This is a genomic window from Staphylococcus sp. FSL W8-0774 (assembly GCF_038006785.1).
Lineage (GTDB): Bacteria > Bacillota > Bacilli > Staphylococcales > Staphylococcaceae > Staphylococcus > Staphylococcus pasteuri.
Map to the genome: position 1 here is coordinate 1,467,578 of NZ_JBBOVW010000001.1, position 25,273 is coordinate 1,492,850.

Consider the following 25,273-nt stretch of genomic DNA (forward strand, 5'->3'; position numbering starts at 1 on the left):
TAATTTAATATCTATTATAAAGTATTCCCTCAAAAAAAGAAACTAAAACTACTCATTTTATTTAGAATTATCAGAAAATTTGTTGTTTTTTCACTTTAAATTGCTAATTAGTATTGAATACTAGGTTCAAAAGACTTAAAATGATGGATATATTTAAAATAGATGGGAGACAGTATATGGAAGATAATAATATGAAAAGAGGTTTAACCTCCAGACACATAACCATGATTGCTATCGGTGGCGCCATTGGAACAGGATTATTCGTCGCTACTGGTAGTGTCATTTCTGAAGCAGGACCTGGTGGTGCTATACTAGCCTACTTATTAATTGGGATTATGCTTTATTTCTTAATGTCATCAATTGGAGAATTAGCTACCTTCTACCCGGTATCTGGTTCTTTTAGTTCTTATTCATCTAGATTTATTGATCCGTCACTAGGTTTTACCATGGGATGGTTATACTGGGGAATGTGGACACTCGTAACTAGTGTAGATGTTATTGTAGCTTCTAATGTTTTAAAATTTTGGGATGTTTTCAATTTCTTTAGCCCATTAACTTGGAGCCTAATTTTTATAACGCTACTCTTACTTTTAAATATCTTTTCAGTAAAAGCTTTTGGTGAAACTGAATTTTGGTTATCTCTCATCAAAGTAGTTACTATTATTGTATTTATTATATTGGGATTATTAATGATTTTTGGTATTTTAGGTGGCCATACATATGGCTTTGAAAATTATACTAAAGGACAAGCACCTTTTGTTGGTGGTATTTCTGGTATTTTATGTGTTTTATTAGTTGCTGGCTTTTCTGTTGGTGGGACTGAAGTGGTCGCAGTTACTGCTGGAGAATCTAGTGATCCTAGTAAATCCATGCCTAAAGCAATTAAGCAAGTATTTTGGAGAATTTTATTATTCTATGTATTATCTATAGCAGTTATTGCCGCTATAATCCCATATACTGATCCATTGCTATTAAACGAAAGCCAATCTGTAACACAAAGTCCATTTACGATTGTATTTGATAAAATTGGTATCGCCTTTGCAGCTTCAGTTATTAATGCTGTAATACTAACGTCACTACTATCAGCAGCAAATTCAGGTATTTATACTACAAGTCGAATGCTTTATTCGTTAAGTGTAGATAAACAAGCACCTCAATTCTTTAAAACATTAAATAAAACAACGAAATTACCAATTAGAGCCATTTTAACTACTTATATTTTAGTTGTAGCAGTAGTTATATATGCTAATTTTAATTCGAATGCGGTATTCAATTTATTAAATATTATTGGCTCAATGGTCATCGTCGTTTGGGGATCAAGTATCTGGGCACAAATTAGAGTACGCAGTGCAATTAAAAAGCAAGGTAAAAACATTAATGAGTTGTTACCTTATAAAGCTCCATTTTATCCATTTGGCCCAATTATAGTTATAGCAACTTTACTATTTTTATTATTTGGTAGTTCATTTGGAAGTATTGTTTCAGGAGATTGGGTAAGTGTTATTCGAAACTTTACACCACTCATTATTTTGGCAATTATTTTCATTGTCCATAAACTCATTAAGAAAACTAAATTTGTAAAACTTGAAAATATGGATTTAAGTTCTCATATCTTTAAAAATGAATAGTTAATATATCTATAGTTTAAATATTTTATACCTTTCAATTCAAGCCGATTTATAGGTTTTTAATTGGAAGGTATTTTTATTTAAGTTTTCTATACAATAATCAATAAATTACAATTAATTCCTAGTTAATCTTTATTTTCTGAGCGCTCGTAATCATGTATAATAAAATTAAGAAATAAGGCTTAGAGGTGGTTAAAATGATTGGTCAAACAAATTTGTTCGATGATGTGATTAAAAGTGATGAACGTTTCGTAATTGTTGTTCAAGCTTTAGAGGAAAAGAATGGTCAATTAGTAAAAAATACATTAAGAGAATATCCAAGTTTAAATCATGACCAAATGAGTAACTTGTTCACTCATCTTAAAGAAGTATATTTAGAGGAAAAATTTCAAGATAACCAATCAACTTTTACTATAACTGTATATACTAACCTTGACTATGCAGCAGATCAAGTTTATGCACATGTTAAGCGCTATAGAGGAAAAAAAGATTGGACTCACACAGCTAAATAAATTCAATAGACAAAAATAGACTTAGGTATCTTTACTTGGAATAGGTTGATAGCATTCATTATTTAATGCTATTTAATTATCCTTAAAAATACCTAAGTCTATTTATTTACATTATAATAGTTTTTTTAGAGTATGTGGTATACCATTCGAATCATTATCTAATGTGACTTCATCCGCTTTTTCTTTTAACTCGTCACTTGCATTACCCATTGCAACAGCATATCCTACAACATCTAACATAGATTGGTCATTTAAACTGTCGCCAAATGCGATAACTTCCTCAAGTGATATATTTAATTTTTCACATAAAGCAGTAATTGCGTTCCCTTTTGAAACGTCTCTTGCCATAAATTCTAAGAAGAATGGTTTACTAGTTGTAACGTCAATTTCTTCATTAAAATAACCATTTAAATCAATACGTGCTTCAGTAATATTACCAACATAATCAACACCCATTACTTTTGGTACACCATGTGTAATGTATGATTTAATATCGTCAACACGTTTCATAGGCAGTCCAGTAAGTTCAGATTCAATATTCATATATTCATGTTCACCATCATAAATAATATGTCCATCATCATAAGTTAATACTAAAAACCCTTTTTCTCTACAGTAATCGACAATTTCATCGAAGTTCTCTTTCGAAACGGTTTTACTTACTTCTACCTTTTCAGAAATCATGTTAATTGTTTTACCGCCATTATAACTAATAATATAACTTTCATGTTCATTTAATTTTAAAGTTCTCGCAACGGGAATCATACCTTCTGTTGGTCGTCCGGAAGCTAATACAACTTTGTAACCTTTGTCTTGAATGTCGATAAGATAAGATTGTGTTTCTGGAGATACCTTATTCTCACTATTCATTAGTGTGTCATCCATATCCATAACAACTACTTTATATTTGCTCATATTATTCCGAATCTCCTTTCAATGACTTATCTATATTTTACATCAAAACGAGCTTATTGGTACACTACTTCTTCAATTACACCAACCTCATTTATCGTTACTAATTCTGAAATACAATGCGACATTTCATTCTTTAACGTTCTTACTATTTCACCACTATGTTCCCTAGGGCTCAAAGTTAGTACAGTCGGTCCAGCTCCACTTATTACGGTTGCATATGCATGGTGTGCTTTAGAAATATTTCTAATCTTTTCAAATTCTGGAATTAAATGCTGTCTATATGGTTCATGAAAACCATCTTGTTCCATCATTTTTCCAGCTAATTCATATTTATGTTGTATCAATGCACAAATCATTGTATTACTTATCGCGCTATTTTTGACAGCATTAGCATGGGAAAATGTATCTGGTAATGCCTTACGTGATTCTTCAGTTTTAAGTTCATAAGGAGGAATCGTTAATATAACATCTACCTTAGGTACATCTATTCGAGCAACATCCGTTACTTTTGATTCTGAGTTGTAATAACCAGATATTAAACCTCCATAAATTGTAGGCGCAACATTATCAGGATGACCTTCTATTTCAGTCGCTAATTGAAGTAATTCATATTGTGATAGTTGAATATTACCAAAATGATTAGCAATATATAGCGCACCTACTAATGCTGAAGCTGAAGAACCTAAACCTCTTGCTAAAGGTATATCACTTCTCATATCAATATTTAAAGCTGGCAATTCAACTTGATATTTTTTAGCAACTAATTGTGCAACTTTATAGATGTAATTTGAATTATCTTTAGGTAAAGTCTCTAATTCTTCATTAAAGTAGTTAAATTCCCATTGATCACCTTGAATCTCTTTTATATCCATATACAGATACTTATCTAAAGCCATACCAATTGAGTCAAAACCAACGCCTAAATTTGCTGTTGAAGCGGGAATTTTCAACTTTAATATTGCTTCCATTTTAAAGTGCCCCTTTAATATATTTAATGATACTTTCTTTATCGTTTGGAAGTGGTTGAATAGGATTATCTAATAAAGAAATGGCAGTATCAGGATCTTTTAATCCATTTCCAGTTAGAACAGCGACTACTTTTTTACCTTTAGGCAAACGTCCTGCACGGTGAAGTTTAATAAGTCCAGCTATAGATGCATTACTTGCTGGTTCACTAAACACACCTTCTTTAGAAGTCATCATTTGATATGCCTCTAATATCTCTTCATCTGTAACGCTGTCAATTAAACCTTGAGATTCTTGTAATGCATTTGTTGCTTTATCCCAACTAGCAGGGTTACCGATACGAATGGCAGTCGCTACTGTTTCTGGATTTTTAATCACTTTATTCTGAACAATTGGTGATGCACCTTCAGCTTGGAAACCAAATAATTGTGGAAGTTGACTGCCCTTTTTATCATGATATTCTTTGAAACCTTTCCAATAAGCTGTAATATTTCCTGCATTCCCTACTGGAATGGCTAAAATATCTGGTGCTTGACCGTCTAATTGTTCTACTAATTCAAAGGCACCTGTTTTTTGACCTTCAATTCTGAATGGATTCACAGAATTAACTAGTTCAATACCTCCATTTTTAGCGATTTCTTTAACAATTTCTAAGGCTTCATCAAAGTTGCCTTCTATAGAAACAATTTCTGCACCATACATAACAGCTTGAGATAATTTCCCTAAAGCAATTTTACCTTCTGGAATTACAACAATTGCTTTTAAACCAGCTCTTGCTGCATAAGCCGCTGCAGATGCAGATGTATTACCTGTTGAAGCACAAATCACGATTTTTTTACCTTGTTCTTTGGCTTTAGTTACAGCCATTACCATTCCTCTATCTTTAAAAGAACCAGTAGGATTTGCACCTTCATATTTTACATATAATTCTATACCTAACATTTCAGACATGTTTTCACAATAAATTAAAGGTGTGTTTCCTTCGTTCAATGTTAAATGAGGTGTGTTTTCATTTACCGGTAAATACGTATCGAATTCTTTAACTAATCCTTGCCATCTTTTCATAAAAATTAAACCCCTTCTACAGGATAAATTTTACTTACTTCAAATCCTGCGTCATTTAATAGTTGTTCTGGTGATTGATCTAACCCTATAATAACCGTTGCAAATGTATCTCCGTCTCTTTTAGTTATTTTCAATGATTTATGGAACGGTAAATGTGCTTTGAGTTCATTTTCTAATTTTTCTTCAGAATTGTGTTGTGCTTTAAGAACAACATAGAAGTTAAGTTTTTCTTGTTTTAACACTGCTTTGTCATTATCCATCATTTCTCTAGTTTCTTCTGTTTTCAATTCAAAATGAGGCGGTAGTGTATGTAAATTCGACTCAAAGAATAATGCTACATTTAGTAAATCACTAACAACTGCGCTACCTGTAGCTAAACTTCCAGCACCTTTACCATAAAACATTGTGTCCCCTACAGCATCACCGATAACGTATATTGCATTATATTCATTTTCAACTGCAGCAAGTTGATGATTTTCATCGATTAACGTCGGTTCGACTGATGCATTAACCTTTCCATTACTATATGTACCTTTACCAATTAATTTGATTTTATATCCTAAAGATTTAGCTGCATTAATATCAGATAATGTTGTTTCTCTAATACCTTTTAATTTAACCTCATTTAACTTAATTACCTGATTAAATGATAAATAAGATGTAATAACAACTTTTCTAGCGGCATCAATACCATCAACGTCATCAGTAGGATCCGCTTCTGCAAAACCGAGACGCTTTGCTTCTTCAAGAGCATCTTCAAATGATGTTTGGTCTTGAGTCATTTTTGAAAGAATAAAGTTTGATGTTCCATTCAGAATACCCATAAATTTTGAAATGTTATTAGCATTTAATCCATTATTGATTGCATTCACAATCGGAATTCCACCTGCTACACTTGCTTCGAATTTTAATGCAACGCCATTAGTTTCGGCTAAATCTTCCAACAATTTTAAATGTACAGCCAATAAATCTTTATTTGCCGTAATAACATGCTTCTTATTTTTCAATGCAGTACGAAGCCAATCAACTGTTGGTTCGATACCACCTATTACTTCAACGACAATATCAATAGAATCATCTTCTAAAATTTCATTAACATCATCAGTTAAGTGATATTGGCTTATATTTAACGGTCGCTTTTTTGACTTATCCCTAACAAGTATATGTTTGATAACAATATCTTTATTAAGTGTATCCTTAATTTGTTGCCTATTCTCTTCGATAATTTTAACAACACCTGATCCGACCGTACCTAAACCAAGTAATGCTATATTTAATTCTTTCATTTAACTGTACCTCCTTGTTCACTTGAGAAAAACAAATGTATCGTTGAAAAATACTATATGATGGTATAGTATAGAATTATTCTTAATTTTTGTAAAGTTCGCAATAATAGAAATATAATTTTATATTACCATTCTCTAGACAAAAACTGAATGAAATTTTCTGATTTTTTAGAAAGGTTGTTTTATTTATGAAAGTAGCTAAATTTGGAGGCAGTTCTGTTTCCAATGCCAAACAAATAAAAAAAGTATTAAAGATAGTTAATGAAGATCCGGAAAGAAAAATTATTATCGTTTCTGCACCAGGTAAAAGATCAAAAGACGATATTAAAACAACAGATTTATTAATTCGTTTGTATGAAAAAGCGATAAATAACATTGATTATCAACATAAAAAACAAGAAATCATTCAAAGATACGCTGATATCGTTGATGAGCTCGATATGGATCGTGATATTCTCGATACAATCGATCATACTCTTGAACATTATATTCATGAACTTAAAGATAAACCCTCTCGACTATACGATGCGATTGTGTCATGTGGTGAAGACTTTAACGCTCAACTCATTGCCACATATAATAATAGTCAAGGTATCCCAACAAGGTATATTTCACCTAAAGAAGCAGGTATTTGGGTAACAGATTTACCAAAACAAGCTCAAATATTGGATTCTTCATATGAACAGATTTATAAATTAAATGACTATAAGGAAAAATTAATTATTCCTGGCTTCTTTGGCGTTTCAAAACATAATTTTATAGTTACTTTCCCAAGAGGTGGTTCAGACATAACTGGCGCTATTATTGCTCGTGGTGTTAGAGCCTCACTTTATGAGAACTTTACTGATGTTTCTGGTATTTATAAAGCTAATCCAAATATCATCAAAGATCCTGAAATTATTGAAGAAATTACTTATAGAGAAATGCGTGAGTTATCTTATGCTGGTTTCAGTGTATTTCACGATGAAGCGCTTCAACCATTACATAAAGACCGTATTCCTGTAGTTATTAAAAATACTAATCGACCAGAAGATAAAGGGACATATATATTACATGACCGAGAAATTAATTCTAAAAATGTCATTAGTGGTATTAGTTGTGATAAAGACTTTACTGTAATCAATATCAAAAAATATTTAATGAATAGACAAGTAGGTTTTACTAGAAAGGTTCTAGGTGTATTTGAAGACTACAATATTTCATTCGATCATATGCCATCTGGAATTGATAATATCAGTATAGTAATGCGTTCTAATCAAATTAAAAATATTGAAAGTCGGGTATTAAACGATATTCAAAAACATTGTGATGTCGATGAATTAAGTATCGACCATGATCTAGCTATCCTTATGATTGTTGGAGAGGGTATGAACAGAGTTGTAGGTACAGCTAGCAAGATTACACATGCTCTAGCTGAATCTAATATTAATTTAAAAATGATAAACCAAGGTGCTTCAGAAATATCTATGATGTTTGGAATTAAAGTGGAAGATGCAGAAAAAGCGGTTAGATCAACTTATGAATTCTGTTACCATGGCGTGTGTATTAAAGAATAGCTAAAAATAAAGCAACTTTCTATTATGGAATGGATAAGATTCCAAATAGAAAGTTGCTTTTTATGATTCTAATATCTTTTTATTATTAATAATTGCCTCTTTTATCCTTTTCTCGCCTACTACAAGTTTGAGAATAAAGAATTGGTAATAACTTAATGAATCAATCACTCGTTTATAGTTTGAAAATTGATGATAATTTTGATTGTCTAATAAATCATACATTAGAACAATTTCGGGTTTAATATAATCCACACCATTATTTAATGAGTGGAAATATATATTATCCTTTGGTAAACGAATTTTATTATCTAATCTAAATACCCATTCATCATTTACAACATCATAAACAAAAATTTCCATGATATGTTGTTGGTCATCATATACATTTACATGGGTAATATCTTTTAAAGCTATGTTACGATTTTTAAAACATTCCCCTGCTTTATTATATAAACAAACTGTGAATGTCTTAGGAATTGCTTTTACAATTTCTATTAATTTTTTACGTTCTACACAAATATCTACTTTTGAAGGTAGTTCAAAATCATCACTTAAAAACAATTGCATGGCAACTACACCATGAAATTTGAATGATTGAGATGAAGTTTGAATTAATTCTTCAACTAATGTTTTAGTGTTTAAATGTTCTTCCATGTATAAGCACACCACCTTCTTAGTAAACGCTTTCATAAGATTGATTATACCTATATACTTAAAATTTTTCAATTGGTTATTTGTGAACAATTAGTAAAATCTATATTTAATGCTATAAAATTTTATTATATCCACAGTTTTAATTGAGTGTCGTAAAATATTACACCCATCATATTAAATTATAGGAAGTTTTAGATTAAAAGTTCATACAATATTCTTAATTTCACCTGCTATAGATTGAACATCATTAACCGGAAGTTTATAATTTATATTGTGTTATCAAGTGTGTAATTACGATAATATTTATGTTTGCGTTACTTTAAAATTAAATATATTTATCGTAATCATTCATTTGTATTTTTTATTAAAAAATTAAAGAGATTCGGGTGAAAATTATGTCAACATTATCGATAATTCTAATAATTATCATCATTGTTTTGATTATTGTATTTTTCTTGAATCAACAGTATTTAAAAAGTAGAGTTGAAACAGAAGAATACGCTAAAAATCAAATCGTTGCAAAAAATTCAGCTTTAAGTGAAGAAAATCTTTCTTTAAAAAATCAAATGCTTAGTACTAACAAAGACATTAGTCCTCACGCTTTAAAAAATGCTAAACGTGATTTAAGAGGTATTTTGGACAAATTTATCGAGGATGATCAACTAAAATTCTATAACATCATTACTACAAGTAATTTGGCAACAAAACATCCTTTATTTGAATATGTGAGATCTTTCGATTTCATTATTGTAACAGACGTTGGTTTAATCAATGTCGATGTTAAACATTGGAACCAAAAAACGTTCTATCATTTCGATGTTCCAGATAAACATATCGATAAGGATCAACAACCTTTAGATAGAGACAAAATAGTAGGTCATTACATTAGTGAACAATATCATGAACAATTTAATACAACTCGTGAAGGCGTATATACATTTATCGAAACCCTTCAAGATAACCGTGTTATTTTTGAATTTTATGATTATGATCCATATCAACAAGCTGCTAATAACGCTAAAGCGCTTAAAGACCAAATTGAAGGACAATTTAACTTTAAGATTCAAAGTATTGGTGTCATCTACTTTAACGATGGATCAGTAAATATTATCGAGGGTTCTGGAGAAAGCGATAAATACGTAGACACTGTATCAACAAAATCTTCTTTAGAAAAAGTAATCAAAGATGCAGTTCATTTATCAAAACATCCATTGACCGAAGATCAAGTGAATCAAATTACCGAACAATTCAATTAAAGTGGACATACCAAAAGACCAGTTCAAAACATTTAATCATTTTGAACTGGTCTTTTATTTATTATTTTATCTATTTAACTCCAAAGATTAACTTTCTTTTTCTTAGCTTCATTTTGAGCTTTAATAAACATATCTCTATACTTACCATTCGGTGCAAAGTATTTCTCTCTTGCTAATCCTTTATCAACTAACTCCTTGTTAAACATATGGTCTTTATCTAACCATACGTATGCTAAGGTTCTACCGTATCTATCATTCTTTTCTTTATCATATTCTAGATACACATCTTTATCAGATAATGTTTTCTTACTATAATTAGACGCTTCTTTTCCATAAGGTTGAACTGGCGTATTAGGTTTGACAGTTTCAGGTGTATCTACACCGATTAATCTCACTTTAATACTTTTATTACCTTGTTTGGCGACAAAGGTATCTCCGTCAACGACTCTTTCTACATGAACTTTTTCTTTTCCTTTTAAATCCGTACTAGAAACTTCAGATTGATTACCACTAAATGGTCCTGAATGATTAATATATTGAAACAATAATACAAAGATAGCTATAATTACCAACGCGAGTGTTGATAGAGATTTTTTTGATTTCATTGATGTCACCCATTCTTACTTTTTTATCCCGACTAATCATAATGAAAAATAAACATAGCGTCAATATTAATTATGAATTTTTAATTAATGATTACCGTGATATAATACTGTATGTTAGGAGTGAATAACCCGTATGTCTAGTGAAAATAGAGTTACACTTATAGCTGTTATTGTAGCAGTGATTGTAGGTATTGTGATGCAAGTTGCATTTAAATTTCCAACTATTGTATCTGCAGTAGTTTCAATCTTTTTAGGTATCTTTGTAGGGTTTATTGTTTATTTAATAACTAATTTTATGAACAAAAGAAAAAGATAACCTAATAGTAATGAAAGAACCTTATAACAAACGTATTTTAAAGCAGACAATTGATGTTTAATTCAATTGTCTGTTTTTAATTTATTTAACTGTACAAATTTAATATTTAAATAAAGAATTAGTGAATAATTTTAAATTTTAGTGGTATATATACATTAATAAACCGCTTAATTCCAATTCTTAAGACTTTAAAAGGAGGAAAAATGGAAATTATTGATTGTATCATTGATAGCCACCAAGTAACCTATCGCGTTAAAACTGCTCAAAACCACACCTTTGAACATACTTTAAGTATTGAAACACCCACTTACAGAGCCATTGAAATATTAAAATTGCTATCTACACACGTAGATAAGAAAAATGAATCATCTAAAGCCATCCTTTACTCGTAGCAATTTTCCATGCATCAAATCTATTTTCAGCAGAAAGTTTATCAATAATTATAGAAGTATAATTCCTAATAGTTCCATTAGATAAATAGAGTTTATTGGCAATATCTTTACTACTTAGCCCGTTCCCTATTTCTCTTAAAACCACTTGTTCTTTATGAGTTAATGGATTAGTAGAAGTAATTAATGACGTCATTAAACTTGAGCTATATATTTTCTCTCCATTAACTACTTTATGTGCTGTTTCCATTAATTCATCAATAGAACGCTCTTTTAAAACGTAAGCATCAACATCATTAGCGACAGCTTTTTCAAAATATCCTGGTCTTTTAAATGTTGTGACTATAATGATTTTGGTTTTAAATTTTAAATTTTTAACTTCAGATAATACTTCAATTCCTGTCATACCAGGCATTTCTATATCTAAAATTGCAACATCAGGTTCATATAGTTTAATTAAATCTAAAGCATCTTTTCCATTACCTACATCACCTAGTATATTTACATCGTCATTTAATTCTATTAGTTGTACCATTGCTTTTCTAAGCATTTGTTGGTCTTCTGCAATAATTATTGAAATCATTCAATTTCACCTCGAGGTACATAAATTTCTAGTTCAGTTCCCTTTTTATTATAAACATTTAGTTTGCCATTTAAATACGCTACCCTACTTTTAATACTATGCAATTGATCGATATCAACATCTTTAATACCAATACCATTGTCATGAATAGATAAAATTATACCTCCATCATGATTTCTCAAGTTAATATTCACTTCAGATGCCTTAGAATATTTAATTACATTATTAATTGCTTCTTTTAAGACCATAGATAGCAAAGATTGCTTAGGCAAATTTAAAGATTCTGCTAATTGTATATTAGAAAAGCTGAAGTGTATTTCTGTATCTTTTAATATTGAAGAAACATTATTTACTTCTTCTTGAAATGATAATGTTTGAAGATTTTCAATAATATTTCTAACTTTCTTTAAAGTATCTTGTGACAATTCATTAATTGATTCAATTTCTTTTTTGGCTGTCTCGGGTTGTTGATCTATAAGTTTTAATGCTAATTCAGATTTTAATGTTAAACTTGCAAATACATGACCTAAAGTATCATGTAAATCTTGACCGATGCGTGACCGTTCTTGTTCAGCAATTAATATGTTAATATATTTATTTTGTTCAGTAAGCTTTTCTCTCAACTTACGTTCTTCTAATGAATAAATATTACCTACGCACATAAGTAATATCACTACAAAATATATTATTAACAGGGTTACTGCATCTCTGTCTATTACTAATGTTAGGATAATTGTAATCATCATAGATACCACAAAGGTCATAAAGAATTTTGATTTAAACCCTTTACCTAACATGAATGGAATTGCGAATGCACTAAAAAAATAAAATAAAGAATTCATTGGTTGGTTACAAAACACAAAATAATCAATCAAAATATAATGCACAATGAAAAGTGCATATAACATTTCTTCATTTAAGCGATTGTAATAAAATATAATACATACATAATCAATAGTAAAAATGATGACAACAAGTATATATTCCAAAAATGGACGATCAATATTGTAATTGAAAATATTAATAATAGGAAATACTAAATAAATAAGTGGTGCTATTCGACTACCTATTTTTACCCAAATTGATGAATTTGTCATGTTATTCAACATCTTTCTTTTTATTAATCTGTAAAGCTATAAACAAAAATATCATACTGTAAATGACCATAATAATTAAAGAACCATAATCCAATCCCTGTCCCTTACTTAAACTATAAGCTATATTTTTCAGGTGATATGTAGGTGTTAATTTAGAAATTTTTTGTAACCAATCAGGAAATGTATGAGTAGGAAACCATAATCCACCTAATATTGCTAATCCTAAATTAATTAAATTGGCAATACTACTAGCTTTTTGAGCATCATTAGATTGCGCTATGACAAGCCCCAATGTTAAAAACAGACTTGCTCCAAGCCATAATATGAACGCAGATGTAATCCACTCTGTAAAATGCATGTTCACTGTATTATAAAAATGTGCAACTGTAAATATAATAATAATTGATAATAAAAATTGTATTATTGTTCGTGCTAATTTAACTAAATAATAATTTAATGGATTTAGAGGCGTCGTCATGAGATGTTTAAACCAGCCATTGTTTCTCTCCTCAATCATATCTATTGGAAATGAAATTAAACAAAAATTCATACAACTAAATACTATCATACTGTACATATATTCTTTATAAAATACTTCTTTTGCATGTTCTGGTAAATCTAAAATTGAAGTAAATAGTAAATAAAAAAATAAAGGTAACAATATCGATACCATTAAATATAATTTTTTTCTAAGTAAAATTATGATTTCGGTTTTAAAATAAGTAAGTAACATTAGTATACCCCCTCATTGTCTTCTGAATTTGAAAATAAAATTTCTAATAAGGATACTTTATGTATCTCAACTTCATTTAAATCAAGTCCTCTTTTTACTAATTTCATGATGGTATCATTAACATGTTCAGTTTTAATCACAAATTTATGTTCTAATTTAGTACAGTTATCTAAATCTGACACGATGTTTTTATATTTTGTCGGTATCAATATACTAGAACTTTTCTCTGTTGATTTAATGTTATTTAAATCGCCAGTCATTCTAATAGACCCATCATCTAAAATTGCAATATTGTCAGCCATTCTTTCAACTTCTTCAATATAATGTGTAGTATATAAAATAGTTAAACCTTTATGCTTAAAATTAGTTATGATTCTCCAAAAGTGTTCTCTAGTTTCAATATCCATGGCAGATGTCGGTTCATCTAAAATTAAAAACTTAGGTTTTCCTATTACTGTTAAAGCAAAATCCAATATTCTTTGCTGTCCACCTGATAGCTTAGATGCATATTGGTTTAATTGATTTTCTTGAAAATTAGTTACATTCATAAATTCTTCTTTAGTTAAATGATCATCATATATAGCACAATATAAATCAAACAACTCTTTTACTTTAATCATTTTAGGAAATTGAGATTTTTGAAATAATACGGCCATGTCTTTTTTATTTATTAAATTATAATGATCTATGATTTCACCAGACTTGTAATTTTTATTACCAATAATAATATCTATTAATGTTGATTTTCCAGCTCCATTTTTACCTATAAGTGCGGTACATTTTGCTTCTTCAATTGTTAAACTGACATCATTAAGTGCCATTGTCTCATGGAAGTACTTTACAATATGTTCAGCTTCAATCATTGTTTTCACCTCTCTCAATTAATAAATTAAGATTAACAATTAAATAATTATATAAATAGTGGTTAATGTCACTACTTTATATGACATTTGTCATCAAGTTTACATAATATTAATACCGTAAAATAAAAAAATCTGCCACTTTATGTGACAGATTCTAAGGTTATAATATTGGTGAAATTAATTTCGCCAAATCTTCTTTAATCTTAATTTTTAGAGAACGATTTTTATATCCTTCTAGTGTAAGTTCATTTGACTTTTTAATGTCTTCTTTATATGCATGCTTGATCTTTTTAGCCATTTTTTCATCATAAACAAATGCATTAACTTCAAAGTTAAGTTCGAAACTTCTATAGTCCATATTAGCAGACCCTACAGAAACAACTTCATCATCAATTAAACATACTTTAGAATGTAAGAATCCATTTTCGTAAGTGTAGATATGTACTCCACTTTCTAATAACTGTGCTGCATTAGCAAATGTAGCCCAGTATACGAATGGATGGTCAGGCTTACTAGGAATCATCATATGTACTTCGATACCAGTAGCTGCAGCCATTTTGATGGCATTAATATAAGAATTATCTGGTATAAAATAAGGTGTTTGAATATAAATAGATTTCTTAGCACTCATAATCATTTTAGTATAACCAAATTCAATTTGATGCCAATCTTCCGCTGGACTACTTGCCACAATTTGCATTGGTACATGTCCATCTTGTACTTGTTTCTTCGGAAAATACTTATCATTATATTCAAATTGAGGTCTATGTGCTTGAGAATTCCAATCCATCATAAATCGTGTTTGCAATCCATCTACAGCATTCCCTTTAATTCTAAAATGAGTATCTCTCCAGTAACCTAATTTACCTAAACCTAAATAGTCATCACCTACATTAAACCCACCAATATAACCAACTTGGCCATCGATAACAACAATTTTACGGTGATTACGGTTATTCATTCTAAAGTTAATGATAGGTAATTTAGAGGCAAAGAATGCTTCCACTTCTCCACCTAGCTCATTGAAATGTTTAAAGTTAGCTCTACTAATCTTTTTAGATCCAACATCGTCATATAGTAACTTAACTTCTAATCCTTCTTTAAGTTTTTCTTCCAAGGCTTTGATGATACGTTTTCCTAAACCATCTAACTCAAATCCAAAATATTCTAAATGTATGTAATCTTTCGCATTGCGAATATCTTCAAGCATTTGATCATAAAGTTCATGTCCATCAGTAAATAAATCTAGATGGTTATTTTCAGTAATAAAACCATCTTGGTTCATTAATAACATTCGAACTAAATCATGATGTTTCTTTACTAATTGATTGTCGGTATCATAAGTTTTTTCATCAAATTCTTTGATTTGTTTATCTATAAGTTCATTAAATGCATCTAATTCATTACCGTTATTTTTATCTAATTTTCTTTTAGACACTGTGCGTCCGAAAAATAAATATAGAATAAAACCAATTAATGGTAATACAAATAATACAAATAGCCATGCCCAAGTTGAACTAGCACTACGACGATTTCTTTCTAAAAATATAATTATAAACGCTAAAATAATATTAATTACAAAACCTATAACTAATAATATTGTAAATAGCATACCCAAATCATGAGAAAACCTTAGTTCCATAAACATAATCTCCTAACAACATTTTATCTTTTAATTTTTATCATTTTTAACTAAAGTCACAACCGCATTAAAATCTTCTTCAATATTCGGAAATCTGTGTTCTTCAGTCTCTTTAATCGTAATATTTAATAACTTATAACTTGCACCTTCATCTGATTGTAAATATTGATTCACACTATTTTCTAATTTATCTAAGCTACTTTCTGTAAAAGTTTTAAATTTAATTTGCTCCATTTTCAATTCCCCTTTTCACTTTGATGATTAAATGATAAGTCTTTTTCATTAATAATTCAATTAATATTGAAGTTTAACCATGTCAATACGATTTGCATTAAAATTATATTGTTCGGAATATATTTGAAATAAATTTAAAATAAGATATAATATATTCATTCGTGTAAGTAATAAGAAAAATATCGCTTATTTGAAAAAGTATTTCACTGATTTATTGGAGGGAAAGTAAATGCTATCTTTTGAAAATGATTATTTAGAAGGTGCACATGAAAAAGTATTAAATCGTTTAGTAGAAACAAATAGAGTTCAAGCAGCAGGATATGGATTCGATCATTTTACAGAACAAGCTATCCAACAAATTAAAAATAGAATCAATTGTCCTAAAGCGACCGTTCGATTTCTTGTCGGTGGGACACAAACAAATCAAGTTGTCATTAATTCAGTACTAGAAAGTTATGAAGGTGTAATTTCAGCGGACACAGGACATGTTGCTGTACATGAAGGTGGCGCTATCGAATATAGTGGGCATAAAGTTTTAGCAATACCTTCGTCTGAAGGAAAAATAACTGCAAAAGGTGTTGAGGACTATTTAGACACTTTCAATAGTGATTTCAAACGTGATCACATGGTATTTCCAGGAATGGTCTATATTTCACATCCAACCGAGTATGGTACTTTATATACAAAACCAGAATTAGAATCTTTATCTAAAGTATGTCAAAAACACAATCTCCCTCTATTTATGGATGGCGAAAGATTAGGATATGGATTAATGAGCGATCAATCAGACTTAACTATTGAAGACGTAGCTAAGTATTGCGATATATTTTATATTGGTGGTACAAAAATTGGTGCACTTTGCGGAGAAGCAATAGTATTTACAAAACAAAATGAACCAAAACAATTTACAACACGTATTAAGCATCACGGTGCTTTATTAGCTAAAGGAAGATTAACAGGAATTCAATTTCTTGAGTTATTTAATGATGATTTGTATTTCAAAATTAGCCGTCATGCAATTGAAATGGCAAATAAAATGAAAGCCGGATTCCTAGAAAAAGGTTATCAATTATATTTTGATTCACCTACAAATCAACAATTCTTTATATTAAGTAATGAGAAAATTTCAGAACTAGAGCAAAAAGTGAAATTCGCAATTTGGGAAAAATACGATGATCAACATCGAGTTGTAAGATTTGCGACAAGCTGGGCAACAACTGAAGAAAATGTAGATCAATTGTTAGCGTTGATATAGTAGATACATATAGGTATTAAAGAGGGCATCATTCTATTGTGGAGTGATGCTTTTTTATTTGAATTAATGGTTAGGAAGTTTAGTAAGTATATATGTTTGAGAAAGTTGATATCTATTTTGTATTTTATTGTCATCAGTATGTTTTGGGTAATAAAAAATAACCTTTACATTGGAAAGTTAAAAGAATATATAAATAGCATCACTTTCTCTTTATCTATGCTGAAAGGATGCTACTAATCTTTTGATTTTTTGTTTTTCTAATTCTATCGCTTTCTTATATTCTTTTTCCAATAATTCTTGCGACTATTTATTGGTTATTTCACCATCTAACTGTGCAAAATGCATAATAACCACTTCCTAATAAAATTTACTTTTCTATAATTTCAATTTGTTTTATATCGGATTCATCAATAGAGTATGTACACAAATCTGTCTTAAGATCCATATCATAATTGCCAGTGTCTGTTTCTAATGGGTTTTCATAATCAATTACTCTACCTTTTAATTCATCTCCATTTGTTAAAATTACCTTTACATTATGACCATAAGCATCTCTTATATGCAATATTCTCACCTACATTTTTATAAGAATATAAATCATATCTTAATTCTGATTGTTGTTACTATTCATTTTCTTCATTTAATTTTTTCAAATCCTCTTGCAAGTCTTCTATTAAATCCTCTATAGGTATATTACCATCTAATTGTAGTATTACCATTTATATCACCCACATATATATTTTAATACCAAGCAACAGTATATTTTTCTGGAAAATAACCATTCATATTAAATTTTTTAATAGCATGATACACATGATTTCTATATATCAAAATATCATTATCTATTTCTAATTTCGACAAAGTATAACTATCAACTCTATTATTATTTTTATTTACTATTACTTGGCCATATCCATTGCTTATTTTATTTTCAGGCAAATATTTATATTCAATTTGATTGTCACTTTCTTTGACTTTGTATAATTCTACCATAATTTTTACTCCTTTAAATAATTAAAAAATAAGCTAAATCACTGTATAAGTGTTTTATCCCCATGCTACAAGTTCAGAATCAGGAAATAATCGCTTATTAGTATTCGTGTGTATTCTATCAATTGCATGTATGAAATAATTATCTATTGTATTATTCTCAATACCAGATTTTTTGGCATTGAGAATTTGAAGACTATCTATATCCATTTGAATAACACCAGGTTTAATATTTTCATCATCATTTGGATAATATTTATATGTAACACTTTTATCATTTATTTCTTTAATTTTTAAAGTTAGCAATCACTTTCATCTCTGATCAACAAAACTAATAACATTACCTATTAACCTACTATTAATTTTAAAAATTACTCATTCATCTATAGTTTTAATTGAGTCTTCATCAGTCAATTCTTTCATTTCGTTTTCTTGTTTCTTTTCGACCGAATATTCTTCGATATCTATATTTAAAAAATCAAATAGTTCTTCTTTTGTCATCTCACCATCTAACCTTAATATAGGCTTCTTCATATAATCAGCTCATTTTGAATTTTGTTTTGAAAATCATTGTTCTTTTTCTTTCTCTTTTTTTATCTATCTTAATTTCGTTGTCCAAAATTTCACGTAATTCTTTCATTATTATATTTCCATCTAGTTATGTAAAAACTATTTAAACACCTTTGAATACTGAAAATTTTATAAAAATATTATATTATAAATATATATAATAACTACAATAGTTATTTTTTTAGTTGTGGTATTCAATTACAATTTCTAAAGTTAATTGGATACTAAAATGTCATCAGCACGTTTTGGACAATAAAAAATAACCTTCACATTGGAAGGTTAAAATAATATATAAAAATAGCACCACTTTCTATATATTTGTGTAGAAAGGATGCTATTTATCTTTTGAATTTGAATTCTTATTCGCTTTTTCTATACGTTCAAATTCTTCAACTAACTCTTTAAAAGATTCACTCAATTCTTTTGCAGTTACATTTCCATCTAATTGTGAATCTAACATAATTAAAATCATCTCACTTTATATATAATCATATTTATACTATAAAGTTTTTTCAATAATTTTTCAATATGGCTATCATTAATAATATTAATTTGCATAAAATATTTAGCACAAAATTTACTCACTATTTTACCTTGAAACCTATCTGACTTGGTAATAAATTTTACTTGTCCCTTATTAGTAACGATTGTCATTGATTTTATTGATGGATGCTTAAAAAATGTAAATAAATCATATTCTGAAAATCCTGACTGTCCAGGATGGTTATGTAACATAACAATTGAATTTGGTTTACTGTTAAATAATAATTCGGTTGCTTTTTCCCCTGGTACAAAGGATACACTATTTTGATTTCCATATACTTTTGTAACTTTACCATCTTTTAATAAGTATGCTACTTCATTACTATCATTATTTTCTTTGGCATCTTTAAGTAATTTTTTATGTTGTTCTTGTATAAATTGATTTTCTTCTTTGGTATGTGTTGGAATATCAACATATCTGACTTTATCAATTGCTTGATCAGTAATATATATTTTCTTTCCTAATACTTTAGCTTGTTGTAATTCATCATTGGTTGTGTCATCTTCTACCTGATATTTACCTTCACGCTCTTTAAAGAACTTGTCTCGCCAACTGCCGACATGTGGCACTGTTGTACTTCTACACCAAGGATGCATAGGTGGCGCATTCACACCTGGAACCATATCTTTAACTTTAAATGTTTTACCATTGAGTGAATGACATAATTTAGATGTTTTACTATCTATTTTGGCAACATATTTATATTCGCCAGCTTCACCTAAATCTTTAAGATAAGCTATCTTTTGTGATTCTGTTTGTACACGTGCTGATTCGGTTACTAATAATCTACTGGCGTTATAAGAAGTAGAATTGGTTTGCTTTTTAAACTCAGAAACAAATTCATTAGGATGTCGACCTCGAATAACGACATGACTTGTTACCCTCTCAACTTCCTTTTGAACAAGTTCCATATCATTCCATAATCTAGTAGACCATTTAACACCTTTGAAATTACTATTAACGACTGCTTTCACTTCAGTGTCATCAATTTGAACATGTTCACCTAGAATATGTGCTTGTCTCTTTACTTCTCTATTAACTGCGTCACTTAGCTTATCCTCAATTTTATTTTGAAGATTTAAACTAGAATCTTTCACAATCAAATCTAGCTGCTGCTTTAACAGTTTTTCTCTAGAGATTTTCATCGTTAAGTTGTATTGTTTGAGCGATTGATTCGCCTCTTCACTGAAATCTTTACGCTCAACAAATTGTTTCGCTTTGTTACTAAATGCTAGTACATCAAATGAATCAGCCATTTTCTTAACTTCTTGAATACTCAGTCCAGTATCTTTGGCATATTTTGCATAAAAAGCTAATAATTCTTTTGTAATTTCGGCATACATCAATAAAATGGTACGTTCAATTTCAATGATTACTTGTGCATCAACTAATGATTCAGCGTCCATGACGTTTTTAGCACGTTCTAGCCAATATTTTAAATTATCTGACATTTATATCAGTCATTTCATTTTCGCGGCTAAATGGTGTCTTAAATGATGAATTATAGCTATTTTCTTTTACTTTATTTTGTTCGTCTTCCATTTTCTTGATTTCTTCAAGTGGATTATCAATAATAGGTAACAATTTCAATCTAGTTTGTTCAGATACTCCACCATTTAAAGAATTGAATGCATCAATTGATTCATTTAAAGAATTAGGTAAATTAGGTGTAAAGGTAATATCAATGGTTGAATAATCATACTTATGTACACCTGTTAAATTAAGAATATTAAATAACAGTTTATATCTCTTCATTAACCCTTTTTTAAATAAACGTTCTTTAATAGCTCTAACCTGCTCTAGACCAAACAATTTATATTTCATTGATTCACCAGATTGAACACCACTGAAATTCTCATCGCTTAGATCAGGTGTATTGGTATATTTGTGAATATCTTTTTGTAATCTGGTTTTATAAGCTTCTGAGCCATTAACATCATATTGTTTATAAATGTACTTAACATCTGCATTACCTTCTGACCCATTCACATTGATACTTGGTTTAACATGAACCATATTAGCTTGTCGAAATTTTTTAGCTTCATCACCATCTATTTCAATGTTTCCAACAATTGCTAACATGGCATCATTTAAATCGGTCATATAATTAGCAGTATCTGATTGTGCTTGGTCATATAAATCAATTAAAGAAATAACATTTTCAAAATCACCTTGTTTAAATTGATCATTTAAATATTCAATAATTGGAACATCATTATAGTAATGAGGTATTTCATCGATAGAATTGAAAGAGCCGCCTTTAACTTCTATGTAATAGATTTTATTTGTTGTATAGACTTCAATTTTTTGTATTGGTGTATTATCTAAATCTTTAACATTAAAGTATCTAACTCCTGCTATCATCTTTTTATCTAGTGAAGTGTCATATACAACAAATGTACTTTTACTATCTAATAATTTGAATGTATCTTTATCATCAGTATCTCTATAAACAATTTCATACGCTCGACCATAAATAGATAAATTTAATGCTAAATCACTATTTGTAGCATCTGCATCATTCACTTTATTAAGGTCAACTAATTTTTCATTTGTATTTTCGTCTTTATGTGTAATTGTTATAGGATTACTAGTTAAATAACCGACTATAAAGCGTGTGACATACTTAGCATAATTATGTACAGCTCTATGGTCAGCTTTATCACTATAATCATTTATTCTTCGGTTATCGGTTAAAATATCAGTATTTCTGTTCAAATAATAATCTTCTAACATTTCTAACCTTGGTACTTGTTCAGTTTTATGTTTACTTACCAAACTAAGTAATACTTCTTCTTTTAATAACTGTTCTACATTACTGATTAAAAAATCATTATTTGCTGTTTTAGAGAACTTTGTGTTGTTAATTTCTTGGGTGTAAATCGTCATCAGTTCACTTCCTTAGAACATGTTTCTAATCCTTGTTAAATCATCTATTTTATTTTCAGTTTCCTTATCTTTAAAAATTAAATTGCATACAGAATATCGAAGTGCATCTATGCAATGATTATATGTATCTACAGGTTCGTTATAGTATTCGCCGGTATTTTTATCTTTTTTCCATGTATAGTTATCTAATTCTTCAATAGTTTTAAAACATCGTTCATCAACTATAATTTCAAATTGACTAATAAATTGAATTCCGGCCATAATGCTATCTTTACCTTTGATTGCAGGTTTAATTCTTCCTATACCATGCTTTCTAATCTCAGCTATACTTTTTTGTTCAGCTGAATCAGCAATTATCACTTCTTTACTAAATCCTAAACTTTTAATAAGTTTAGCTATTTCATCGTTCAACATTCCTTTTTTGACATACTCTGAAATAACATAGAGTTTCTCATTTTCAACATCTACTTTCACATGAATAAATGCACTTGGATCGTTGATATATCCAAAATCCAGTCCAAAATATGATGGTAAGTGTCTAATTTCATCAGTATTAATGATTCGTTTTTCATATTTTGGAAAAACTAATTTATCTAATGTAGCGAACTCTCCTAACGCATATATTTTGTAATAGGCTGGATTTCTATTAGCAAGTTGTTCTAGCGTATCTTTAGTCATATCATCTAAAAATTTATTATCCTTATAACTTGATTGTCTAATCAATACATCTTTTAATGGATTACTAGTTTCAAAAAATGCTTTATAAACCCAATTTAATTTTGATACTGGGTTAAACATTAAAAAAATTTGTTTGTTCAAGTGTTTTCTTTCTCTTAAACGAAGTGTCAATTGTGTGTAATCATCTAAAGTAAACTCAGACGCTTCTTCCATCACAATATCTGATACTGCTTTAATAGATTTAATTTTTTCTGGATTATCTAAACCTTTAAATAAAAAAATAGCGCCATTAGGTAGCACTACTTTGTTATCAGTTTTATTCCATTTACATAAATCCCAAATTTTAAAATCAATTAAGCAGCTTTTTACATCTTCAAATATACTTTCACTTATTGTTGATTGGACTTTTCTAAGCCAAAGTACTTTACGTGGATATTTCCACTTTTTCAATGCTTTTAATACTACTTTTTGAACAACGCCATGTGATTTACCACTTGAACCACCACCATAATGTACTTCAGTAACATGTGAATAATCGTTAATAATTTCGAATATATTTTTATTAAACACCTTATTAGGATATTTAATATTTAACTTAATCGTCGTCATTATATTCACCAATATTGATTTCAATATTTTTCTGAGTGATTTCTTGTTCCACTTTATCTCTGTATTTATGCGGTAATCTATTTTTTAGGGCAAATATTAGTGATGTAGGATTTGGATGTTCATATTTTTTAATTTTTACTATATTACCTTTATTTGTCACGGTTTCTTCTTCGTAATAATAGCCTACTGCCCTTTTATGTAAAGCGTTCTCTAACTCATAGTCAGATACTTCTTTGCCTCTTTTTATGGCGTCTAAAAAGTCTGGTATATTCTTTTTCCATTTAATTAATGTATGTTTTGAAACACTTAAATTCTTAGCAATTTGTTCATCAGTTAGTCCATCACGTTTCCAACCTTCAACTAATCCCAATTTACTTTCAATATCTAATTTTTCATATAAACCTTTTCTAGCCATTCCATATATCACCAACTCTCACGCTAATAGCTTTTTAATTTTTTTGCATTAAAAAAACGCCAATTAAGGCGCTATTTTATAATTTACAATATTTTTCGTAATATTCTCTACCTTTATCGGTAATATTAACTGTTATATTATCAAGACTTTCCTCAGTACCGTCATAACCTTCTACTTTTATATAACCTTCTCTAGATAAACTTTCAATCTGTTCGTGAGACGGAACCGCATGTAAGTTTTGCCCTAGGGGGTTTCCATAATACTGTACTAAAAACTGACATATTTCCTTGTTGTTCATTTGTATTCCCCTTTTGTTTTAATTTGCCTTACACAACTATATTACATTGTTATGCATTAAATTACCATAGATTTAAATAGCAAAAACCTACCCGATTTTTCTCTCAGATAGGTTTAGGGAGGAGAACATATAATGTCAAAAATCTTAGGACACCTTGGAGAATTTCACTTCTCCTATATATGTATCAAGATTAAGACAAAAATTCATAATAAAAATAAATTCTCTATCAATTCATTATCAATTTTCTTTTGCGCTCTTTTTAAAAAGTTTTGAACTGTACCAATTTTTATATTTAATAAATCAGCACATTCTCTATAAGATAAATGCTCACACTTAACCATGATAAAACATTCCAACTCTTTAGTCGTAAGTTTCATTAGCGCATAACTTATTTGATTATCCATATCATCAATAACATCATGATATTCCATATTAGATACTTTTTTATACATAGATTCATCACAAGCTTTTTCTAAAACTTGTTGATCTACTAAATAACATTGAGATTTATCAATAGCATTATAGTTTCCAGGTTCATGTCCAGTAGTTAACCATTCGATAGTGTAATCAATATCTTTTAATATATCTTTATAAACAGTTAAGTCATCTATTTCATCTGTATTATTTTGTTCCAGTTCTTTAATTTTATTAAGTACGTTCAACCTGGTATTCCTATACTCTATTAATAAATCTCTCATGTTGTCGTTCTCTCCTGATGTTTTAAT

At 29.1% G+C, this 25,273-nt stretch carries 30 protein-coding genes; 7 read left to right on the top strand and 23 right to left on the bottom strand.

The window, feature by feature from the left end; all coding sequences use genetic code 11:
- Nucleotides 1-176: 176 nt before the first annotated feature.
- Nucleotides 177-1,628 carry an amino acid permease gene (locus NSQ15_RS07095; RefSeq protein ID WP_070451247.1) on the top strand — a complete coding sequence of 484 codons (1,452 nt, stop codon included), beginning with the start codon at nt 177-179 and terminating at the stop codon, nt 1,626-1,628.
- A 197-nt stretch (nt 1,629-1,825) separates the two neighbouring features.
- Nucleotides 1,826-2,140, top strand: a complete 315-nt coding sequence (locus NSQ15_RS07100; RefSeq protein ID WP_340747053.1) for a hypothetical protein — start codon at nt 1,826-1,828, stop codon at nt 2,138-2,140.
- A 111-nt stretch (nt 2,141-2,251) separates the two neighbouring features.
- On the opposite strand, the gene NSQ15_RS07105 is transcribed toward NSQ15_RS07100, so the two are convergent.
- Genes NSQ15_RS07105 through NSQ15_RS07120 form a run of 4 tightly spaced genes read right to left on the bottom strand, consistent with a single transcriptional unit; the run spans nt 2,252 to nt 6,372 of the window.
- On the bottom strand, nt 2,252-3,055 hold the full coding sequence (locus NSQ15_RS07105; RefSeq protein ID WP_046466637.1) for a Cof-type HAD-IIB family hydrolase: 804 nt from the start codon (nt 3,053-3,055) through the stop codon (nt 2,252-2,254).
- A gap of 53 nt (nt 3,056-3,108) precedes the next feature.
- Nucleotides 3,109-4,023 carry a homoserine kinase gene (gene thrB / locus NSQ15_RS07110; protein ID WP_029055408.1) on the bottom strand — a complete coding sequence of 305 codons (915 nt, stop codon included), beginning with the start codon at nt 4,021-4,023 and terminating at the stop codon, nt 3,109-3,111.
- A gap of 1 nt (nt 4,024) precedes the next feature.
- Nucleotides 4,025-5,086 carry a threonine synthase gene (thrC, locus tag NSQ15_RS07115; protein ID WP_340747054.1) on the bottom strand — a complete coding sequence of 354 codons (1,062 nt, stop codon included), beginning with the start codon at nt 5,084-5,086 and terminating at the stop codon, nt 4,025-4,027.
- A 5-nt stretch (nt 5,087-5,091) separates the two neighbouring features.
- Complete coding sequence (locus NSQ15_RS07120; protein ID WP_217193878.1) at nt 5,092-6,372, bottom strand: homoserine dehydrogenase; 1,281 nt, start codon at nt 6,370-6,372, stop codon at nt 5,092-5,094.
- Nucleotides 6,373-6,560: 188 nt separating this feature from the next.
- On the opposite strand from NSQ15_RS07120, the gene NSQ15_RS07125 reads away from it, so the two are divergent.
- Entirely contained in the window at nt 6,561-7,928 is a 1,368-nt protein-coding gene (locus tag NSQ15_RS07125; RefSeq protein WP_046466633.1) for an aspartate kinase, read from the top strand.
- A gap of 60 nt (nt 7,929-7,988) precedes the next feature.
- Here the strand turns inward: NSQ15_RS07125 and NSQ15_RS07130 are convergent, their stop codons facing one another.
- Nucleotides 7,989-8,582 carry a hypothetical protein gene (locus tag NSQ15_RS07130; protein WP_029055411.1) on the bottom strand — a complete coding sequence of 198 codons (594 nt, stop codon included), beginning with the start codon at nt 8,580-8,582 and terminating at the stop codon, nt 7,989-7,991.
- A gap of 395 nt (nt 8,583-8,977) precedes the next feature.
- On the opposite strand from NSQ15_RS07130, the gene NSQ15_RS07135 reads away from it, so the two are divergent.
- Nucleotides 8,978-9,838 carry a hypothetical protein gene (locus NSQ15_RS07135; protein ID WP_037555472.1) on the top strand — a complete coding sequence of 287 codons (861 nt, stop codon included), beginning with the start codon at nt 8,978-8,980 and terminating at the stop codon, nt 9,836-9,838.
- 74 nt (nt 9,839-9,912) lie between these two features.
- On the opposite strand, the gene nucI is transcribed toward NSQ15_RS07135, so the two are convergent.
- A complete protein-coding gene (nucI, locus tag NSQ15_RS07140) occupies nt 9,913-10,443 on the bottom strand; it encodes a thermonuclease NucI (protein ID WP_017636439.1) in 531 nt (176 codons plus the stop codon).
- A gap of 133 nt (nt 10,444-10,576) precedes the next feature.
- Here nucI and NSQ15_RS07145 point away from each other — a divergent pair, with 133 nt between their 5' ends.
- Together NSQ15_RS07145 and NSQ15_RS07150 are read left to right on the top strand one after the other, a co-directional pair.
- The gene (locus NSQ15_RS07145; protein WP_017636440.1) at nt 10,577-10,759 is read left to right on the top strand and encodes a hypothetical protein; all 183 of its coding nucleotides are present in this window, start codon (nt 10,577-10,579) and stop codon (nt 10,757-10,759) included.
- Nucleotides 10,760-10,962: 203 nt separating this feature from the next.
- Complete coding sequence (locus NSQ15_RS07150; protein ID WP_154835046.1) at nt 10,963-11,151, top strand: hypothetical protein; 189 nt, start codon at nt 10,963-10,965, stop codon at nt 11,149-11,151.
- On the opposite strand, the gene NSQ15_RS07155 is transcribed toward NSQ15_RS07150, so the two are convergent.
- From NSQ15_RS07155 to NSQ15_RS07180, 6 genes are all read right to left on the bottom strand, one after another.
- Nucleotides 11,129-11,731 carry a response regulator transcription factor gene (locus tag NSQ15_RS07155; RefSeq protein WP_017636442.1) on the bottom strand — a complete coding sequence of 201 codons (603 nt, stop codon included), beginning with the start codon at nt 11,729-11,731 and terminating at the stop codon, nt 11,129-11,131. The genes NSQ15_RS07150 and NSQ15_RS07155 overlap by 23 nt on opposite strands.
- Nucleotides 11,728-12,828, bottom strand: coding sequence for a sensor histidine kinase (locus NSQ15_RS07160; RefSeq protein ID WP_070451255.1), 1,101 nt, complete (start codon nt 12,826-12,828; stop codon nt 11,728-11,730). Before NSQ15_RS07160 ends, NSQ15_RS07155 begins: the two co-directional genes overlap by 4 nt.
- A gap of 1 nt (nt 12,829) precedes the next feature.
- Complete coding sequence (locus NSQ15_RS07165; protein ID WP_340747055.1) at nt 12,830-13,561, bottom strand: ABC transporter permease; 732 nt, start codon at nt 13,559-13,561, stop codon at nt 12,830-12,832.
- The gene (locus tag NSQ15_RS07170; RefSeq protein ID WP_017637902.1) at nt 13,561-14,424 is read right to left on the bottom strand and encodes an ABC transporter ATP-binding protein; all 864 of its coding nucleotides are present in this window, start codon (nt 14,422-14,424) and stop codon (nt 13,561-13,563) included. Before NSQ15_RS07170 ends, NSQ15_RS07165 begins: the two co-directional genes overlap by 1 nt.
- A 160-nt stretch (nt 14,425-14,584) precedes the next feature.
- Nucleotides 14,585-16,066 carry a cardiolipin synthase gene (gene cls / locus NSQ15_RS07175; RefSeq protein ID WP_070451259.1) on the bottom strand — a complete coding sequence of 494 codons (1,482 nt, stop codon included), beginning with the start codon at nt 16,064-16,066 and terminating at the stop codon, nt 14,585-14,587.
- 30 nt (nt 16,067-16,096) lie between these two features.
- On the bottom strand, nt 16,097-16,300 hold the full coding sequence (locus tag NSQ15_RS07180) for a hypothetical protein (protein ID WP_029055415.1): 204 nt from the start codon (nt 16,298-16,300) through the stop codon (nt 16,097-16,099).
- A gap of 229 nt (nt 16,301-16,529) precedes the next feature.
- On the opposite strand from NSQ15_RS07180, the gene NSQ15_RS07185 reads away from it, so the two are divergent.
- Entirely contained in the window at nt 16,530-17,555 is a 1,026-nt protein-coding gene (locus tag NSQ15_RS07185) for a threonine aldolase family protein (RefSeq protein WP_340747056.1), read from the top strand.
- A gap of 367 nt (nt 17,556-17,922) precedes the next feature.
- On the opposite strand, the gene NSQ15_RS07190 is transcribed toward NSQ15_RS07185, so the two are convergent.
- From NSQ15_RS07190 to NSQ15_RS07240, 11 genes are all read right to left on the bottom strand, one after another.
- On the bottom strand, nt 17,923-18,120 hold the full coding sequence (locus tag NSQ15_RS07190; protein ID WP_017637898.1) for a hypothetical protein: 198 nt from the start codon (nt 18,118-18,120) through the stop codon (nt 17,923-17,925).
- Nucleotides 18,121-18,296: 176 nt separating this feature from the next.
- Nucleotides 18,297-18,548 carry a hypothetical protein gene (locus NSQ15_RS07195; protein WP_029055417.1) on the bottom strand — a complete coding sequence of 84 codons (252 nt, stop codon included), beginning with the start codon at nt 18,546-18,548 and terminating at the stop codon, nt 18,297-18,299.
- A gap of 54 nt (nt 18,549-18,602) precedes the next feature.
- Nucleotides 18,603-18,851, bottom strand: coding sequence for a hypothetical protein (locus tag NSQ15_RS07200; protein ID WP_029055418.1), 249 nt, complete (start codon nt 18,849-18,851; stop codon nt 18,603-18,605).
- Nucleotides 18,852-18,920: 69 nt separating this feature from the next.
- The gene (locus NSQ15_RS07205) at nt 18,921-19,079 is read right to left on the bottom strand and encodes a hypothetical protein (protein ID WP_155979877.1); all 159 of its coding nucleotides are present in this window, start codon (nt 19,077-19,079) and stop codon (nt 18,921-18,923) included.
- A 370-nt stretch (nt 19,080-19,449) separates the two neighbouring features.
- Nucleotides 19,450-19,587, bottom strand: coding sequence for a hypothetical protein (locus tag NSQ15_RS07210; protein ID WP_072324149.1), 138 nt, complete (start codon nt 19,585-19,587; stop codon nt 19,450-19,452).
- Entirely contained in the window at nt 19,584-21,110 is a 1,527-nt protein-coding gene (locus tag NSQ15_RS07215) for a minor capsid protein (protein WP_340747057.1), read from the bottom strand. Before NSQ15_RS07215 ends, NSQ15_RS07210 begins: the two co-directional genes overlap by 4 nt.
- Complete coding sequence (locus NSQ15_RS07220; protein ID WP_340747058.1) at nt 21,100-22,548, bottom strand: phage portal protein; 1,449 nt, start codon at nt 22,546-22,548, stop codon at nt 21,100-21,102. The genes NSQ15_RS07215 and NSQ15_RS07220 overlap by 11 nt, the downstream gene beginning before the upstream one ends.
- A gap of 12 nt (nt 22,549-22,560) precedes the next feature.
- Nucleotides 22,561-23,835, bottom strand: coding sequence for a PBSX family phage terminase large subunit (locus NSQ15_RS07225; protein WP_047447314.1), 1,275 nt, complete (start codon nt 23,833-23,835; stop codon nt 22,561-22,563).
- A complete protein-coding gene (locus NSQ15_RS07230) occupies nt 23,822-24,250 on the bottom strand; it encodes an HNH endonuclease (protein ID WP_070451267.1) in 429 nt (142 codons plus the stop codon). Before NSQ15_RS07230 ends, NSQ15_RS07225 begins: the two co-directional genes overlap by 14 nt.
- Before the next feature lie 76 nt (nt 24,251-24,326).
- Entirely contained in the window at nt 24,327-24,548 is a 222-nt protein-coding gene (locus NSQ15_RS07235) for a hypothetical protein (protein ID WP_070451269.1), read from the bottom strand.
- A gap of 203 nt (nt 24,549-24,751) precedes the next feature.
- Nucleotides 24,752-25,246, bottom strand: a complete 495-nt coding sequence (locus NSQ15_RS07240; protein ID WP_070451270.1) for a sigma factor-like helix-turn-helix DNA-binding protein — start codon at nt 25,244-25,246, stop codon at nt 24,752-24,754.
- Nucleotides 25,247-25,273 lie beyond the last annotated feature (27 nt).

Coding starts and splice junctions, on each gene's coding strand:
- NSQ15_RS07095 (WP_070451247.1), top strand. CDS start 177: ATGGAAGATAATAATATGAAAAGAGGTTTAACCTCCAGACACATAACC.
- NSQ15_RS07100 (WP_340747053.1), top strand. CDS start 1,826: ATGATTGGTCAAACAAATTTGTTCGATGATGTGATTAAAAGTGATGAA.
- NSQ15_RS07105 (WP_046466637.1), bottom strand. CDS start 3,055: ATGAGCAAATATAAAGTAGTTGTTATGGATATGGATGACACACTAATG.
- thrB (WP_029055408.1), bottom strand. CDS start 4,023: ATGGAAGCAATATTAAAGTTGAAAATTCCCGCTTCAACAGCAAATTTA.
- thrC (WP_340747054.1), bottom strand. CDS start 5,086: ATGAAAAGATGGCAAGGATTAGTTAAAGAATTCGATACGTATTTACCG.
- NSQ15_RS07120 (WP_217193878.1), bottom strand. CDS start 6,372: ATGAAAGAATTAAATATAGCATTACTTGGTTTAGGTACGGTCGGATCA.
- NSQ15_RS07125 (WP_046466633.1), top strand. CDS start 6,561: ATGAAAGTAGCTAAATTTGGAGGCAGTTCTGTTTCCAATGCCAAACAA.
- NSQ15_RS07130 (WP_029055411.1), bottom strand. CDS start 8,582: ATGGAAGAACATTTAAACACTAAAACATTAGTTGAAGAATTAATTCAA.
- NSQ15_RS07135 (WP_037555472.1), top strand. CDS start 8,978: ATGTCAACATTATCGATAATTCTAATAATTATCATCATTGTTTTGATT.
- nucI (WP_017636439.1), bottom strand. CDS start 10,443: ATGAAATCAAAAAAATCTCTATCAACACTCGCGTTGGTAATTATAGCT.
- NSQ15_RS07145 (WP_017636440.1), top strand. CDS start 10,577: ATGTCTAGTGAAAATAGAGTTACACTTATAGCTGTTATTGTAGCAGTG.
- NSQ15_RS07150 (WP_154835046.1), top strand. CDS start 10,963: ATGGAAATTATTGATTGTATCATTGATAGCCACCAAGTAACCTATCGC.
- NSQ15_RS07155 (WP_017636442.1), bottom strand. CDS start 11,731: ATGATTTCAATAATTATTGCAGAAGACCAACAAATGCTTAGAAAAGCA.
- NSQ15_RS07160 (WP_070451255.1), bottom strand. CDS start 12,828: ATGACAAATTCATCAATTTGGGTAAAAATAGGTAGTCGAATAGCACCA.
- NSQ15_RS07165 (WP_340747055.1), bottom strand. CDS start 13,561: ATGTTACTTACTTATTTTAAAACCGAAATCATAATTTTACTTAGAAAA.
- NSQ15_RS07170 (WP_017637902.1), bottom strand. CDS start 14,424: ATGATTGAAGCTGAACATATTGTAAAGTACTTCCATGAGACAATGGCA.
- cls (WP_070451259.1), bottom strand. CDS start 16,066: ATGGAACTAAGGTTTTCTCATGATTTGGGTATGCTATTTACAATATTA.
- NSQ15_RS07180 (WP_029055415.1), bottom strand. CDS start 16,300: ATGGAGCAAATTAAATTTAAAACTTTTACAGAAAGTAGCTTAGATAAA.
- NSQ15_RS07185 (WP_340747056.1), top strand. CDS start 16,530: ATGCTATCTTTTGAAAATGATTATTTAGAAGGTGCACATGAAAAAGTA.
- NSQ15_RS07195 (WP_029055417.1), bottom strand. CDS start 18,548: ATGGTAGAATTATACAAAGTCAAAGAAAGTGACAATCAAATTGAATAT.
- NSQ15_RS07205 (WP_155979877.1), bottom strand. CDS start 19,079: ATGAAGAAGCCTATATTAAGGTTAGATGGTGAGATGACAAAAGAAGAA.
- NSQ15_RS07210 (WP_072324149.1), bottom strand. CDS start 19,587: ATGATTTTAATTATGTTAGATTCACAATTAGATGGAAATGTAACTGCA.
- NSQ15_RS07215 (WP_340747057.1), bottom strand. CDS start 21,110: ATGTCAGATAATTTAAAATATTGGCTAGAACGTGCTAAAAACGTCATG.
- NSQ15_RS07220 (WP_340747058.1), bottom strand. CDS start 22,548: ATGACGATTTACACCCAAGAAATTAACAACACAAAGTTCTCTAAAACA.
- NSQ15_RS07225 (WP_047447314.1), bottom strand. CDS start 23,835: ATGACGACGATTAAGTTAAATATTAAATATCCTAATAAGGTGTTTAAT.
- NSQ15_RS07230 (WP_070451267.1), bottom strand. CDS start 24,250: ATGGCTAGAAAAGGTTTATATGAAAAATTAGATATTGAAAGTAAATTG.
- NSQ15_RS07235 (WP_070451269.1), bottom strand. CDS start 24,548: ATGAACAACAAGGAAATATGTCAGTTTTTAGTACAGTATTATGGAAAC.
- NSQ15_RS07240 (WP_070451270.1), bottom strand. CDS start 25,246: ATGAGAGATTTATTAATAGAGTATAGGAATACCAGGTTGAACGTACTT.